The sequence below is a fragment of the Natronincola peptidivorans genome (assembly GCF_900111615.1).
GTDB classification, from domain to species: domain Bacteria; phylum Bacillota; class Clostridia; order Peptostreptococcales; family Natronincolaceae; genus Natronincola_A; species Natronincola_A peptidivorans.
The window spans coordinates 336,177-352,409 of record NZ_FOHU01000002.1; the positions used below are offsets into that span (position 1 = coordinate 336,177).

Annotated in this window: 15 protein-coding genes and 1 other annotated feature; of the genes, 13 read left to right on the forward strand and 2 right to left on the reverse strand. The window is 39.4% G+C overall.

All coding sequences use genetic code 11. The features are described 5' to 3' along the window. Positions 1-33: 33 nt before the first annotated feature. Complete coding sequence (gene aroF / locus BMX10_RS04260) at positions 34-1,035, reverse strand: 3-deoxy-7-phosphoheptulonate synthase (RefSeq protein WP_090439834.1); 1,002 nt, start codon at positions 1,033-1,035, stop codon at positions 34-36. 22 nt (positions 1,036-1,057) lie between these two features. Beyond that, entirely contained in the window at positions 1,058-2,062 is a 1,005-nt protein-coding gene (gene aroF / locus BMX10_RS04265; RefSeq protein ID WP_090439837.1) for a 3-deoxy-7-phosphoheptulonate synthase, read from the reverse strand. A 526-nt stretch (positions 2,063-2,588) separates the two neighbouring features. Next, positions 2,589-2,852, forward strand: a binding site (T-box leader). A gap of 174 nt (positions 2,853-3,026) precedes the next feature. Between aroF (BMX10_RS04265) and trpE the strand changes: the two genes are divergently transcribed. The 13 genes from trpE (at position 3,027) to BMX10_RS04330 (ending at position 15,833) form a co-directional block, all read left to right on the forward strand. Then, positions 3,027-4,511 (forward strand): anthranilate synthase component I, encoded by a 1,485-nt coding sequence (gene trpE / locus BMX10_RS04270; protein ID WP_090439840.1) that lies wholly within the window; start codon positions 3,027-3,029, stop codon positions 4,509-4,511. After that, positions 4,508-5,089 carry an anthranilate synthase component II gene (locus tag BMX10_RS04275; RefSeq protein WP_090439843.1) on the forward strand — a complete coding sequence of 194 codons (582 nt, stop codon included), beginning with the start codon at positions 4,508-4,510 and terminating at the stop codon, positions 5,087-5,089. The genes trpE and BMX10_RS04275 overlap by 4 nt, the downstream gene beginning before the upstream one ends. Beyond that, a complete protein-coding gene (gene trpD / locus BMX10_RS04280; RefSeq protein ID WP_090439845.1) occupies positions 5,086-6,105 on the forward strand; it encodes an anthranilate phosphoribosyltransferase in 1,020 nt (339 codons plus the stop codon). The genes BMX10_RS04275 and trpD overlap by 4 nt, the downstream gene beginning before the upstream one ends. Next, a complete protein-coding gene (gene trpC / locus BMX10_RS04285) occupies positions 6,102-6,884 on the forward strand; it encodes an indole-3-glycerol phosphate synthase TrpC (protein ID WP_090439848.1) in 783 nt (260 codons plus the stop codon). The genes trpD and trpC overlap by 4 nt, the downstream gene beginning before the upstream one ends. After that, positions 6,881-7,483 (forward strand): phosphoribosylanthranilate isomerase, encoded by a 603-nt coding sequence (locus tag BMX10_RS04290; protein ID WP_090439851.1) that lies wholly within the window; start codon positions 6,881-6,883, stop codon positions 7,481-7,483. Before trpC ends, BMX10_RS04290 begins: the two co-directional genes overlap by 4 nt. Further along, positions 7,483-8,685, forward strand: coding sequence for a tryptophan synthase subunit beta (trpB, locus tag BMX10_RS04295; protein WP_090439853.1), 1,203 nt, complete (start codon positions 7,483-7,485; stop codon positions 8,683-8,685). The genes BMX10_RS04290 and trpB overlap by 1 nt, the downstream gene beginning before the upstream one ends. After that, on the forward strand, positions 8,675-9,475 hold the full coding sequence (gene trpA / locus BMX10_RS04300) for a tryptophan synthase subunit alpha (RefSeq protein ID WP_090439856.1): 801 nt from the start codon (positions 8,675-8,677) through the stop codon (positions 9,473-9,475). The genes trpB and trpA overlap by 11 nt, the downstream gene beginning before the upstream one ends. A gap of 97 nt (positions 9,476-9,572) precedes the next feature. After that, positions 9,573-10,703 carry a prephenate dehydrogenase gene (locus tag BMX10_RS04305; RefSeq protein WP_090439859.1) on the forward strand — a complete coding sequence of 377 codons (1,131 nt, stop codon included), beginning with the start codon at positions 9,573-9,575 and terminating at the stop codon, positions 10,701-10,703. Continuing rightward, entirely contained in the window at positions 10,687-11,964 is a 1,278-nt protein-coding gene (gene aroA, locus BMX10_RS04310) for a 3-phosphoshikimate 1-carboxyvinyltransferase (RefSeq protein WP_090439862.1), read from the forward strand. The genes BMX10_RS04305 and aroA overlap by 17 nt, the downstream gene beginning before the upstream one ends. Before the next feature lie 53 nt (positions 11,965-12,017). Then, positions 12,018-12,839, forward strand: coding sequence for a prephenate dehydratase (gene pheA, locus BMX10_RS04315; RefSeq protein WP_090439865.1), 822 nt, complete (start codon positions 12,018-12,020; stop codon positions 12,837-12,839). Positions 12,840-12,870: 31 nt separating this feature from the next. Then, positions 12,871-14,004 (forward strand): chorismate synthase, encoded by a 1,134-nt coding sequence (aroC, locus tag BMX10_RS04320; protein ID WP_090439867.1) that lies wholly within the window; start codon positions 12,871-12,873, stop codon positions 14,002-14,004. Further along, positions 13,989-15,035, forward strand: coding sequence for a 3-dehydroquinate synthase (gene aroB, locus BMX10_RS04325; RefSeq protein ID WP_090439870.1), 1,047 nt, complete (start codon positions 13,989-13,991; stop codon positions 15,033-15,035). Before aroC ends, aroB begins: the two co-directional genes overlap by 16 nt. Before the next feature lie 12 nt (positions 15,036-15,047). After that, on the forward strand, positions 15,048-15,833 hold the full coding sequence (locus BMX10_RS04330) for a chorismate mutase (RefSeq protein WP_090439873.1): 786 nt from the start codon (positions 15,048-15,050) through the stop codon (positions 15,831-15,833). The last annotated feature ends 400 nt before the right edge of the window (positions 15,834-16,233 follow it).

Consider the following 16,233-nt stretch of genomic DNA (forward strand, 5'->3'; position numbering starts at 1 on the left):
TTGACATCCTTTTGTTCTATAAAAGCTTAAAATTTATTCAATAGCAGCAATTTTTTCAACAGCCCGCATCAATCGTGCAAACTTTTCAGGCTTTAAGGACTGGGCACCATCGGAGAGAGCTAGCTCTGGCTGGTGATGCACCTCTATGATGAGTCCATCAGCACCCACTGCGATAGCTCCCTTAGATAAAGGCTCCACCATGGACCATTTTCCAGTAGCGTGGCTAGGGTCGATAATGATGGGCAAATGACTTAATTCTTTAATAACAGTGATGGCACTTAAATCCAATGTATTCCTGGTGTAGGTTTCAAAGGTACGGATGCCCCTCTCACAAAGAATTACATTCTGATTTCCTTTAGACATAATGTATTCTGCTGACATCAAAAGTTCTTCAATTGTGGCGGATAGACCTCTCTTCAGCAGGATAGGTTTATTACTTTTTCCAGCCCTTTTCAATAAAGAGAAGTTCTGCATGTTTCTAGCACCAATTTGAAGAATATCTGCATATTGCTCTACCACATCGAAGTTCTCTTGATCCATCACCTCTGTGACGATGGGCATACCAGTAGCTTCCTTTGCTTTTTGCAGCAGTTTTAAACCTTCTTCTCCCATTCCTTGGAAGCTGTAGGGAGAGGTTCTAGGCTTGTAGGCACCTCCCCGGAGTATGTGTGCACCTTCCTTTTTCACAGCGTGAGCAATGGTCATCAGCTGTTCTTCGCTTTCCACAGAGCAGGGTCCTGCCATAATGGTTACATTTCCCCCACCGATTTTACAGCCATTTACTTGGATGACGGTATCCTCAGGATGAAAAAGTCTGCTGGCTAGCTTGAATGGATGCTGCACTCTTAATAGCTTTTCCACGTGTTCATTGGCTTCAATCTGGCTGGGATTAATCTTTGAGGTATCTCCTACTAAACCAAGAATACAGTAGTTTTCTCCTTGGGTGAGACGAACATCACATCCTAAACTAGTCATTTTTTGTGATATTTTGTCTATCATTTCTTGAGGTGCATGGGGTTTCATAACAATAACCATAATACTTCCTCCTCATTTTTTCCTATTTATGTATAGGAGCGATCATCTCAATAGCTCGCATCAAACGGGCAAATTTTTCAGGTTTTAGAGACTGGGCACCATCTGATAAAGCACATTCTGGTTGATGGTGCACCTCAATGATGAGACCATCTGCTCCAACGGCAATAGAAGCTTTTGATAAAGGTTCCACCATAGTCCATTTACCTGTGGCATGGCTGGGGTCAATAATGATAGGCAAATGACTAAGCTCCTTAATTACTGGAACCGCACTGATATCCAGAGTATTTCTGGTGTAGGTTTCAAAGGTACGGATACCCCTCTCACAAAGAATTACATTCTGATTTCCTTTAGACATAATGTATTCTGCTGACATCAATAGCTCTTCAATCGTGGCGGATAGACCTCTCTTCAACAGGATAGGCTTATTACTTTTTCCAGCCCTTTTCAATAAAGAGAAGTTCTGCATGTTTCTAGCACCAATTTGAAGGATATCAGTATATTCTTCTACCACATCAAAGGTATCCTGATCCATTACTTCTGTTACAATGGGCATGCCAGTAGCTTCTTTTGCTTTCTTCAGCAGCTTTAAGCCCTCCTCCTGCATTCCTTGAAAACTGTAGGGAGAGGTTCTAGGCTTGTAGGCACCGCCTCTTAGCATTTGAGCACCTTCTTTTTTTACAGCGTGAGCAATAGTCATCAGCTGCTCTTCACTTTCTACAGAGCAGGGGCCTGCCATGATGGTGATATTCCCACCACCGATTTTAATACCGTCTACTTCAATAATGGTATCCTCAGGATGAAAATGTCTGCTGGCCAGCTTAAATGGATGCTGCACCCTCAATAGCTTATCTACATGTTCATTGGCCTCAATTTGACTTGGATTAATCCTAGATGTATCCCCTACCAAGCCAAGTAAGCAATAGTTTTCTCCCTGGGACCTGTGAACCTCGCAGCCTAAACTAATCATCTTTTTTTCGATTTTGTCAATTACCTCCTGTGGTGCTTTGGGTTTCATAACAATAACCATAATTTTTTCCTCCTTATTTTTTAAAAAATGTAAAATTGTTTTATACTAAAATAAAAAAGTGGACTCTGTCTAAGAGTCCACTTTATTAACTAAAGTTAAAATGGTTGCGGTTATAAACTATACCGGTAGGTATGATTTATTCATGCTGTATCTTAGAAAGATTTCTTTATATCTATTATTTTTCCATGCAAAATAGCTGGCGCTAAAAAAGTAAAAGCCCCAGTAAAAGTTAAAATAATAGTTATAAAGTTTTGCAATCTCTCTAGATGTAGATAACATAGTAATCACCTTTCACGAAATATATAATATATAGTGTATGATTTTTGATAAAATATGCATACATTTTTTAGAAAACTTTAAATTACTAAAATTACTAAATTTTAAGTTAAAGTATAATGAAATAAATTAAGCATGTCAATAAGAAATTTTTTTAACTGCACCTAAAAAATTTTAAACAGAAAAATCTGAAAATTTTTCTTGACAGATGATGAAATACGTATTAAAATTTAAAAAAATCTATAGTTACAATAATTCTAGGATTGGAAAGAGTAAATAAGTTCTTAAGCGAAAGCGAGTCGGGGACGGTGGAAGCCTGATGTGGATAGACTTATTGAATGGTTCCATGAGAAGCAGTGGGAAATCCTTTGAGAGTATCACTTGACGTAGGTCTCACGTTATAGAGACAGGATATCGAAATAGCAATAAGACTATTTCCGTATCTGAAAGAGTGAGATGGTAACTACCATCTAAGATAGGTGGCAACACGGAGTGATAACATTTCGTCCTAAAGAGGGATAGAAGTGTTTTTTTATTTCTCTTTTTTCAGAAAGGTCGTCTATTACTGGTAGTAATACATCTAATGTGGGTGGCAACACGGAATGTAGAGCATTTCGTCCCTGGTTTTAGGGATGAAGTGCTTTTTTTGTTTTATTTTTTAATTTTACTTATTTAAGGAGGAAAAACTATGATTTATCCATCGCTTCAGCAGTTTCAACAATTAAGAAGCAGCTATAAAATGATACCCATTTCTATGGAGATAGAGGGAGATACAGAAACCCCCATCACCCTATTTAGAAAGCTTTGTCAAAATGGCAATAGCTATTTACTGGAAAGTGTAGAGAGTGGAGAAAAACGGGGAAGATATTCCTTCATCGGGAGAAATCCATTGATGACAATAAAGGGCTATGGTGATGAGGCGGTTATTCAGTATGAAGATGAGCTATCTACTGAAAAAGGTGATTTGCTAAAAATAGTAAAGGAGCTTATGAAGGCCTACAAGGCCCCTTATATGGAAAAACTCCCCATCTTTACAGGAGGAGCTGTGGGTTACATAGCCTATGATGTTATAAGAAACTATGAGAAGCTGCCCCATATCAATGTAGATGACCTTCAAGTGCCTGATATTCATCTCTTGATTACTGAGGAGGTAATTGTATACGACCACGTAACACAAAAAATTACCATTATCGTAAATGTATTGCATAAGGAGGAAGATACCAAAAGCTATACAGAGGCAATAGAAAAGCTAAAGGAGATACAAAGAGAGATCTATAAAAATTCCCATCGACTTTACCTACAGCAGATGGAAGCTACTACCTCCATAGAATATGCCAGTAATGAAACGAAGGAAAGCTATATGGCCAAGGTTAAAAAGGCGAAGGAATACATCAGAAACGGAGACATTTTTCAGGTGGTACTTTCTCAACGACTGCAGGTGGAAACCAATCTAGATCCTTTCCAGGTATATAGGAATCTAAGAAGTGTCAGCCCTTCTCCCTATTTATTCTATATAGATTTTGGAGAATATCAGGTGGCAGGCTCATCACCAGAGCTCCTCATCAAGGTGGAGGGAGACAGTCTGGAGACTTGTCCAATAGCAGGCACCAGGAAAAGAGGTAAAACAGCAGAGGAGGACCATCGGCTGGCAAGAGAGCTAATCAAAAACGAGAAGGAGCAGGCAGAGCATTTGATGCTGGTGGATTTAGCAAGAAATGATATCGGAAGAATTGCTGAATTTGGCAGTGTAGAGGTTAGTAATTACATGGAAATATGTATGTATTCTCATGTGATGCATATCGTCTCCAATGTTATAGGAAAGCTGCAGAAAAAATTTGATATGTATGATGCTCTTATCTCCTGCTTGCCAGCAGGCACCCTATCAGGAGCACCAAAGGTGAGGGCAATGGAGATTATTGATGAGCTGGAGAATAGAAAACGGGGCATCTATGGCGGTGCGGTAGGCTACTTTGGATTCAACGGCAACATGGACACCTGCATTGCCATTAGAACCATATTGTTTAAGGATAAAAAAGCCTATCTACAGGCAGGGGCAGGAATCGTAGCAGATTCTGACCCAGAGGCGGAGTATAAAGAAACCTTAAGAAAGCTAAAGGGTTTGATGGAAACTATAGAAATAACTGAAGAAATAGCAAAGGAGGGAGTAAGTTGATTATTATTATTGATAATTATGATTCCTTTACCTATAACCTCTACCAGTATATTGGAGAAATAAATCCAGAGGTAGCTGTTTATAGAAATGATGCAATAAGCTTAGAGGAACTGAAAAAAATGGATATCTCTCACATCATTATTTCTCCTGGCCCGGGATTTCCAAAGGAGGCGGGGATATCTCTAGAGGTTATTAAAGAATTGGGAAGAAAGATTCCTATTCTGGGCATCTGTTTAGGACATCAGGCCATAGGGGAGGTTTTTGGAGGTAGGGTGGTTCATGGCCAGGAAATGGTCCATGGTAAGACCTCTATGATTCAGCATAATGGTAAAAATATCTTTGCAGAGGTGGCAACTCCAGTAAAGGCCACAAGATATCATTCTCTTGTGGTGGAAAAAGAGAGTGTACCACAGGTCCTAAGGATTACAGCAGAAGGACCAGAGGGAGAGATTATGGGACTGCAGCATAGAAAATATCCGATATTTGGTGTACAGTTTCATCCAGAATCCATAGCAACAGAGGAAGGTAAAAAAATTCTACAAAATTTTTTAAAGATAGAGGGAGGTGAAAAAGCATGATTCAATATGCCATTGACAAGATAATTCGGAGACAGCATTTAACAGAGACGGAGATGATTCATGTAATGAATAATGTCATGGAGGGTAAGGCTACCCCCTCACAAATCGGAGGCTTTTTAACTGCCCTTAGGATGAAGGGAGAGACAGTTGAGGAGATTACAGGCAGTGCTAAGGTAATGCGACATAAAGCCGCTAAAGTAAAGATCAATCAGCTATATGCTATTGATACCTGTGGAACCGGCGGAGATAAAGCCAATACCTTCAATGTTTCAACGGCAGTGGCTTTTATAGCAGCTGCGGCAGGGGTAACGGTGGTGAAGCACGGAAATCGCTCTGTCTCTAGCAAATGCGGCAGTGCAGATGTATTGGAGCAGCTAGGAGTAAACATTCAGTTAAGTCCTGAGGCAGTACAAAAAACTGTAGAAGAAGCCAATATTGGCTTTATGTTTGCCCCTAATTTTCATCAAGCCATGAAGCATGCTGTAGTACCTAGAAAAGAGCTGGGAGTCAGGACGATTTTTAATATCCTAGGACCTTTAACCAATCCTGCCAGCGTACAGGGTCAGGTGCTGGGGGTTTTTGATCCTAGCTTGACAGAGGTAATGGCGGAGGTGCTAAGGGAACTAGGTGTAGATAGAGCAATGGTGGTCCATGGATTAGATGGATTAGACGAAATCACCACCACCACAAGGACTAAAGTAAGTGAGTTGAAGGAGAAGAAAGTAAAAACTTATTACTTAGAACCCCAAAGATTTCATATTCCTCTTGCCTCTATAGAAGAGCTGCGAGGGGGAGATGCAGAAGAGAATGCAGCAATTATTTTGGGCATATTGCAAGGAGAGAAAGGCGGCAAACGGGATATCGTCCTTATGAATGCTGGGGCCGCCATCTATGTTGGAAAACAGGCAAGCTCCCTAGAAGAAGGTATTCATAAAGCAGTGGAAATTATTGACATGGGCTTAGCCTTAGAAAAACTAAACCAGTTAATCCATCTAAGCCAGGAGATGCGAGTATGATTTTAGATAAAATAGTAGCTTATAAAAAAAAGAAGGTGGCGGAAGAAAAAGAAGACTTAAATATCTCCAGTATTTTAACAGAAATCCAGGAGGTAGAAGTACCTAGAGATTTTAAGAAAGTCCTTAGACAAAATTCTCAACTAAGCATTATTGCAGAAATAAAAAAAGCTTCTCCTTCAAAGGGAGTTATAAAAGAGGATTTTGATCCCGTGGAGATGGCGGTTATTTATGAAAAAAACAAGGTGGAGGCAATATCTGTGTTGACGGAGGATAAGTTTTTCCAAGGTAACAACGAATACCTAAGGCAGGTAAGGAAAATAACCACTGTACCTCTTTTGAGAAAGGATTTTATTATTGAGGAATATCAGATCTATCAATCCAAGCTGCTGGGGGCAGATGCTATTCTTTTAATAGCTGCTATATTAACAAAAAACCAGCTAATAGCCTTTCAAAAAACTGCAAAAGAAATCCGTCTTGCCTGCTTAGTGGAGGTCCATAGCCAGCAGGAATTGGAGATGGTTCTAGAAACGGAGGCAGAAATCATCGGTATCAATAACAGGAATCTTAATACCTTTGAAACCAACCTCAAAACAACAGAAAAGCTCATTCATGCTATCCCCAGAGAAAAAATTATCATCAGTGAAAGCGGTATTCATCATTCAGGAGACATGGAATTTTTACAGGAATTAGGAGTAAATGGAGTGTTGATAGGTGAAGGGTTAATGAAGGCAGCTTCTATAGAGGGAAAAATTCAGGAGCTTAGGGGGGTGTCTCTATGATCAGGGTGAAAATATGCGGATTAACAAGGGAAGAGGATATAGACTACGCCAATAAAGTAATGCCGGATTATGTAGGCTTTGTTTTTGCAGACAGTAAGAGACAGGTTACTGTCGAAAGAGCAAAGGAGCTTACAGAAAAACTGGACAAAAGAATAAGAAAAGTAGGGGTTTTTGTTAATGCTCCAATAGAAGCTGTAAAAATAACTGCTGAGAGATGCAAACTAGATATATTACAATTTCATGGGGAAGAAAAGCCAGAAGAATTAAAAGATGTTTCTCAAGAAATATGGAAATCCTTTAGAATCAAGAATGTAGACAGTTTCAAGGAATTAAATCATTACAAGGTGGATGGCTATCTACTGGATACCTATGTAAAGGGAGAAATGGGAGGAACAGGCAAGGCTTTTGATTGGAATATTCCCACCAGTGAAATTAAGGATAAATACATTATATTAGCAGGAGGCCTGACCCCAGAAAATGTAGAGGAAGCAATTAAAAAAATCCGTCCTAATGTGGTGGACATTAGCAGTGGAGTAGAAAGCAACGGCCTAAAAGACTTAAAGAAAATGAAAGAATTTATAGAAAGGGTGAGAAAATAATGATAGCAGTAAAGGAACTACCTAAAAAGTTTGGAGAATTTGGCGGACAGTTTGTACCAGAAACCTTAATGAATGCCTTAATAGAGCTGGAGAGAGAATTCATTGAAGCTAGGGAAGATAATGATTTTCAACAAAACTATAAATACTATGTGAAGGAATACTCTGGAAGGCCTACCCCTTTATACTATGCAGAAAACCTTACAAACAAGCTGGGGGGAGGAAAAATATACTTAAAGAGAGAGGATTTAAATCATACAGGAGCCCATAAGATTAACAATGTCATTGGGCAGGTGCTTTTGGCAAGAAAGATGGGAAAGAAAAGAATTATTGCTGAGACAGGGGCTGGCCAGCATGGAGTGGCGACTGCCACCATTTGTGCTATGTTTGATCTCCACTGCGAAGTATATATGGGGCAGGAGGATATGGAAAGACAGGCCTTAAATGTATTTAAAATGGAGATGCTGGGGGCAAAGGTGAATCCTGTCACCTCTGGAACAGGAACCCTAAAGGATGCCACCAATGAAGCCATCCGAGATTGGGTAGCCAAAGTAGAAGATACCTTCTATGTCATTGGCTCTGTAGTAGGACCTCATCCTTATCCCACCATGGTAAGGGATTTTCAAAGAATTATAGGAGATGAAGTTAAGGAACAAATCCTCCAAAAAGAGGGACGCTTACCAGATTATTTAGTGGCCTGTGTTGGTGGCGGCAGTAATGCTATGGGGTTATTTTATCCTTTTATTGATAACAAAGAAATAAAAATATATGGCGTTGAAGCAGCGGGCTTAGGTGTAGATACCAACAAACATGCAGCCACTATCACCAAAGGAAGCATGGGGGTTATTCATGGTATGATGACCTATTTATTACAGGATGACAATGGTCAAATCATGCCGGTGCACTCTATCTCAGCTGGTTTAGATTATCCCGGCATAGGTCCGGAGCATGCTTATTATCACAAGATTGGCAGGGTTCAATACCAAGGGGTAACGGATAAAGAGGCAGTAGAAGCCTTTCAATACCTAACAAGGCTAGAGGGGATTATACCAGCCTTGGAAAGCTCTCATGCTATCGCCTATCTAATGAAGCTGGCAGTCAATACCAGAAAAGAAGATATCATCATTGTTAATCTATCTGGTAGAGGGGATAAAGATATTCATACCATAAGAAAAGTGTTAGGAGGACAAGGAAATGAAGAGTAGAATAACCAAAAGGTTTGAGTTGCTGCAAGCAAAGCAGGAGAAAGCCCTTATTACCTATATTACCGCTGGCGACCCAGATTTAAATACCACCCAGCAATTGGTATTGGAAATGGAAAAAGCCGGAGCAGATATTATTGAGCTAGGCATACCTTATTCTGATCCATTGGCAGATGGACCTGTGATACAAAGAGCCTCTCAAAGAGCTTTAGCGGGGGGAGCCAACATTGATACAATCTTTCAGCTGGTGGAAAGCATCAGAAGAGATACAGAGATTCCTCTTGTATTTCTAGTCTATTTTAACTGTGTTTTCAAATATGGCTTGGAGAGATTTTTAAATAAATGCCATCGTAAAGGAATAGATGGTTTAGTGATTCCAGATCTACCTTTAGAGGAGAGAAGTGAGCTGCAGAACATGATGCAGCAGTATGCCATTGATTTGATTCCTTTGGTGGCCCCTACCTCAGAAGAGAGAATCAAAAAAATTGTTGCCAATGCCAGTGGATTTGTTTATTGTGTATCTTCTATGGGGGTAACAGGAAAAAGAAATAGTTTTGATGTAGATTTAGCAGGATTTGTAGACAAAGTGAAGAAACATACAAATATACCAGCAGCTTTAGGCTTTGGAATATCCACTCCAGAAACGGTAGAAAAATTGAAAAACCAATGTGATGGTTTGATTGTAGGAAGTGCCATCATAGAAAAGATAGAAGAAGGACTAAAGGACAATACTATTACGGAAAATGTTTGCAGTTTTGTGAAAAAATTAGATGAAGCCAAAAACATTGCTTGACAAGTGGCAAAATATTCAGTAAAGTAGTTAATTAAAAATGAAGTATTTTAATAATAAATAATTACTTGAAAAGGTAAGGGTAAAGGAGAGGAAGAAGATGCAGCAGTTTGGACAAATCGCTATTATTGGCATGGGACTAATCGGAGGCTCTTTAGCTTTAGCATTGAAAAATGCAGGCTATAAAGGAAGAATAATAGGCTGCGATCTCTCTCCTGAGGCATTGGAGGAAGGACTGGCAATGGTAGCTATTGATGCTGCAACTCAGGATCTAAAGGAGGCTGTAATCAAGGCAGAGTTAGTTATCATAGCTACTCCTGTAGGATTCTATAGTAATATTTTTCAGGAGATAGCTGAAGCGCTCTCTAAAGATACCATTGTGACGGATGTTGGAAGTGTAAAGGGTTATGTTTCAAGGACAGCCGCTTCCTATTTACCGGAGGATATACAGTTTGTAGGAGGACATCCTATGGCTGGCTCGGAAAAAGGCGGCATCAAAGCAGCCACACCCTTTCTCTTTCAAAATGCTTATTATTTCCTTACTGCTAAGGAGAACACAAAGCAGGATACCATTGAAAAGCTAGAAGGATTGGTAAGGTCTATTGGGGCCTTTCCTGTTGTGGTGGAATCTAATCAGCATGATAAGATTGTAGGACAAATTAGTCATATCCCACATATGATGGCCGTGATGCTGGCAAATATGCTGGAACGACGAAATACTACAGATTATGCTCCTTTCGCAGGAGGTGGTTTCCGAGATACCACTAGAATTGCAGCAGGAAACCCTCATATGTGGAAGGATATTTTCTTTTTTAATAAGGAGGAAGTATTGGAGGGAGTAACGATATTAGAGGAAATGCTACAGGAGTTTAAGGAAATGCTGGCTGAAGAAAAAGAAGAAGAAGTATTAAGCGCACTTCAAAAAGCTAAAAGGCTTCGAGACAGTATTCCTCATGGAAAAAAGGATTATATACCGCAGGTTTACGATCTTATTTTAGATGTTGAGGATCGGCCAGGGGTTTTAGGAGAGCTTACGCAAATAATTGGCAAACATGCTATTAATATAAAAGAAATTGAAATATTACATGCAAGAGAGGGAGAGGCAGGAGCAGTAAGGATTGCTGTTGCTTCCAAGGAGGAGCAGGATAAGGCCTATGCTATTTTAAGAAATGGGAAATTCCCCTTAACCTATCGCAAAGGAGAGAGTAAAGAAGATGCTAACAATTCATAAGGCTCATAGATTAGAAGGAAGAATTACTGTGCCAGGAGACAAATCCATTTCCCATAGGGCAGTGATGCTTTCCAGTATCAGTAAAGGCACCAGCAGTATTAAAGGTTTTTTAAGGGGAGAGGATTGCCTTAGCACCATTGCATGTTTTCGCGGTTTAGGCATTAGCATTGAAGACAAAGGCGATGAGATCATCGTCCATGGAAAAGGTCTTTATGGATTAAAGGAACCAGAGGATGTATTGGATGCAGGAAACTCTGGGACTACGATACGATTACTTTCCGGTATATTAGCTGGCCAGGAGTTTATCACCATTGTTACAGGAGATAAATCCCTAAGAAGCAGACCAATGGCAAGGATAGCAGTACCCCTAAGACAAATGGGAGCCAGTATTGAAGGCAGAGATTATGGAAATCTAGCACCGATAGTGATAAGAGGGGGTAATTTGAAGGCAATTGATTATGATTCCCCTGTTTCTAGTGCCCAGGTGAAATCTGCCATTCTTTTGGCAGGGCTCTATAGTGAAGGAAGTACTATTGTTAGGGAAGAAATAACTTCAAGAGATCATACAGAGAAAATGTTAAAAGCCTTAGGGGCAGATATTAATACAGAGGATGGTGTGGTAAGCATCAAAAAATCAGAGCTTGTGGCACAGGATATAGAAGTGCCGGGAGATATTTCTTCAGCAGCCTTTTTTATGGCAGCAGCGGCAGCTATGCCAGGATCACACCTTGTGCTGGAAAAGGTGGGATTAAATCCAACCAGAACAGGTATTATTGATGTATTAAAAGAAATGGGAGCAGAAATAACAATAGATAACCTCTTTATCAGTGGTGGGGAAGAAATCGGTGATATTATTGTAAAGGGAACAAAGCTCAGAGGCATAAACATCACGAGAGATATTATACCTCGATTAATAGACGAGATACCAGTTATTGCAGTAATCGCTGCAGTAGCAGAAGGAAAAACCATCATTACAGGGGCAGAAGAACTGAAGGTAAAGGAATCCAATCGTATTACCACCATGGTGACAGAAATGAAAAAGCTAGGCATTCAGGTGAAGGAATTACCAGATGGTATGGAGATAGAAGGCCTCAATCAGATAACAGGAGGCACCACAGAGAGCTATGGAGATCATCGAATCGCTATGGCCATGGCTATATGTGGGTTATTTGCCAACGGACCTGTAAAAATCAACAACAGTGATTGTATTGCTGTGTCTTTTCCAGATTTTCAGGAAAAATTGAAGGCAGTTATTAAATAGTACTTTCAGGAATAAAATAGAGGCATATTTGTTAGAAAAGAGGGGACTTTTAGATGGAATTAGGATATTTAGGACCGATGGGATCCTATAGCTATACAGCTGCAAAGTATTATGATCCAAAATCATTGCTGGTGGGAATGAAGACCTTTAGAGAGATTATTACTACAGTGGAGGAAGGCAGTATAGAGGAAGGAATTTTGCCTATAGAAAACTCTACAGAGGGAGCTGTTACTCAAGTCATGGATAACTTGATGGAGACAGAGGAATCTAAAATCCAGGGAGAAATCATCCTTCAGGTGAGACATAACCTTCTAACTGTTGCAGAAGATGCAAGTGAGCTTAAGTATGTATTATCTCACCCTCAAGCGCTGGAGCAATGTAGGGAGTTTTTTGCCAATCAATTTCCAGAGGTAGTACTGATTCCCTGTGAAAGCTCTTCAACTGCCTGTAAAATAGCTAAAGAAAAGGGAATAGAGTATGGGGCCATAGGGAATATTTTAGCAGGAGAAAATAATGGTCTGCACACTCTATATAAGGATATACAGGATAATTTAAATAACCAAACTCGATTTGTAATCATTGGGAGAAAAAATACAGTTCCCACTGGGAAGGATAAAACCTCGATTGCCTTTTCCTTTCATGATGATTTTCCCGGCAGCTTACACAGTATTTTAAAAGAATTTGCTGAGGAAAACATTAACTTAACACGAATTGAATCCCGTCCGGCTAAAACAGAGCTGGGAAGATATATATTTTATGTTGACTTTAACGGGCATCAAGAGGATTTACAATGCAAACGGGTATTAAATAATATTGAAAAGATCACCAATAAACTAAAGATTTTTGGGTCTTATCCTATAGGGCAGATTTACTAATCCAGTAGGGAGTATTAAAGGAGGCTAGTATATGTTTCGATTAATTACAGCAGGAGAATCCCATGGCAAAGGGCTGGTAGGGGTTTTAGAAGGATTTCCCTCTAACGTAGCAATAGATATTGAAGCCATCAATAAGGACTTGGCCAGGAGACAAAAAGGCTATGGTCGGGGAGGAAGAATGAAGATTGAAAAGGATCAGGTGGAAATCCTTTCTGGAATAAGGGGAGGAAAAACACTGGGAAGTCCTATTTCTTTCCTCATAGAGAACAAAGACTATGCAAACTGGGAAGCCTATATGAACCCAGTGGCTATTGAGGAAGGGCCCCGAAGGGTAACGGAGCCTAGACCTGGTCATGCGGATTTAACCGGCGCCATGAAATATGGCTTTAAGGACATTCGAAATGTTTTGGAGCGAAGCAGTGCTAGAGAAACGGCTGTAAGGGTTGCCCTTGGGAGCATAGCTGCCCAGCTGATGAAGGTCTTTAACATTGAAGTAGTGAGCCATGTGACGGCTATAGGAAAAACATCTTTGGAGGAAAGGATCGAAGCTATAGAAAAGATAAAGCTGGCAGAAGCCTCAGAGGTGAGGTGCTGTGATGCTGCTAAAGAAACAGCAATGATAGAGGAAATCAAAAAAGCCAAGGAAGAGGGGGATTCTTTAGGAGGAATCTTTGAAATTCATATCACTGGTGCCCCTGCAGGACTTGGCAGTTATGTACAATGGGATAGAAAACTAGATGCAAAGCTGACCTACGCTTTGATGGGTATCCAAGCCATCAAAGCGGTGGAAATAGGCTATGGATTTGAAAATGCCCAGAAAAAAGGCTCCCTAGTACATGATGAGATATTTTTTCAAGAGGAGAAGGGATATTATCGAGATACCAACCATGCTGGTGGAATAGAAGGTGGGATGTCCAATGGGGAAAATATTGTCCTTCGATGTGCTATGAAGCCTATCCCTACCCTATATAAGCCTCTAAGGACGGTGGACATTGATACCAAGAAAGAGGTGCTGGCAACTGTAGAGAGAAGTGACACCTGTGCTGTGCCTGCAGCATCAGTGGTGGGAGAAATGGTGGCTATCACCGTGATTGCTCAAGAATTTTTACGAAAGTATGGGGCAGATTCTTTAGAGGAGATTACAAAACGATGGAAAGAGTGTTGATAGATTTAAAAGATAAAAGCTATACCATACATATCGAAGGGGGACTATTAAAATCCCTTTCAGATTATTTGGGACAGGCAGATAAATGGCTTTTGATTACAGATGACCATGTTGATCAGCTCTATGGAGCTGCTGCTGAAGATGCTCTAAAAAATAAAGAAATGTATAAGGTCAGTATACCGCCGGGTGAGGGCAGTAAAACCATGGAGACAGTGGAGAAAATATTGGCCAGTATGATAGGATTTGGTCTGACTAGAAAATCAAAGGTAATCGCCTTAGGTGGAGGTGTAGTAGGTGATATTGCAGGATTTTGTGCCTCTATTTATATGAGGGGGATTCCTTTTATACAGGTGCCCACCACCTTATTATCTCAAGTGGACAGTAGTGTTGGAGGAAAAACAGGAGTAAATTTACCGCAGGGAAAAAATATTGTAGGAAGCTTTTATCAACCAGAAGCAGTGATTATCGATACAGATACACTAAAGACCTTACCTAAAAAAGAACTGGTAAGCGGTATTGGAGAGGTCATAAAATATGGTATCATCTATGATTATAATTTTTTGCAAAACATAAAAAATAATTTCAATGAGATGATGGAGCTTCAAGGGGAAACCATGAAAAACATTATCAAAAAGTGCTGTGAAATTAAGGCAGAGGTTGTCATTCAAGATGAAAAAGAACAGGGACTGCGAAAAATACTAAACTATGGCCACACCATCGGTCATGGATTAGAAGCAGTAACCAAGTATAATAAATATACTCATGGTGAAGCGGTATTAATAGGGATGTATTATGAGGCACTTATGGCAAAAAACTTCGGATATATTGGAAAAGGATACTTTGAAGAAATAGAAGCGCTTATAAGAAAAGTAGATATTACTCTGGACATAACAGAGTTCTCATTAGAAGCATTAGTGGAGGCTATGATGAAGGATAAAAAGAACAAGGAAGGCAAGATCTCCTTTATCCTTCCAAAGGAAAGAGGCCAGGTAAAGGAAGTATTGTTATCCAGTGATGAAGTAGTATGGTAAAGGGTGGTGAAGATGTTGAATGAATTAGAAAGGCTGCGACAAGAGATTGATAAATGCGATGAAGCTATTGTTAAAAATTTTGAAAAGAGAATGGAATTAGTGATGGAGGTTCTAGCCTATAAAAAGGAGAAGGGATTGCCAGTGTTTCATCCAGGACGGGAGCAGCAGGTGATGGACAAGGTATTAGCAAGCTTTTCTCATACCAACCTTCCAGAAGAAATACAGCAACTCTATAAAGAAATCATGCGTATAAGTAGGAAGCTACAATCAAAAAGACTTTTCCCCTATAGTATTGCCCTCATAGGATTTATGGGAACAGGAAAGACAACTGTAGCTATGGATTTGTCTGAAAAGCTGGAAATGGAATATGTTGACGTGGATATCTTGATTCAAGAAAAAATGGAAATGACGATAGGAGAAATATTCGAAAATTATGGAGAAGGTTATTTCAGAAAAATTGAAAAAGATACTATCAAAGAATTAAGCCAAAGAAATAATATTATTATTTCCAGTGGCGGCGGGGCGGTTCTAGATCAGGAGAACATAATAAATTTAAAGAAAAACTGCAAGGTTGTTTTATTAAAAGCTGCTGCTGAAACTATTATCAAAAGGATAAAGGGAGATAACACCAGACCTTTGGTAAAAGGAAAAATGCATTTAGAGCATATAAAGGATCTTTTGGATCAAAGAAAGGCTGCCTATCATGAAGCAGCAGATATCATCATAGATACAGATGATAAAATCTTTGACGATATCAGCAAAGAAATCGTAAGAGAGCTGCTGCTAAAATATGAATAATAGATAGATGTTCGTCTTTAAATAATAGATTTAAATGAGAGCATCTATTTTTTTCTTTTTTTATGCTCTGTTAATGATAAATGTTGATATTTGAAAAAATATAGAAATGCTAGGGTGCAGTCATCCTGAGTGATAACGAAGGATCTTAGTTTTAGATTTAAAAGGCTAGATCCTTCACTGCCTTCAGGATGACAAGCCTCTAAGGCTTATACTAAAATTACAATTTAGTCTAAAATCAACAATGTAATGTAACATAACCTTTTTTTAAGAAATGAAGGTATGCATTTTTTTATAAGCAAACTTGGATATCTATAGAAATAAAGGAGTTTTTTAAAAATAAATAGAAATATATATATGTGATCTATCATAGTTGTTTTGAAAATAAAAGTAATTTCTACCA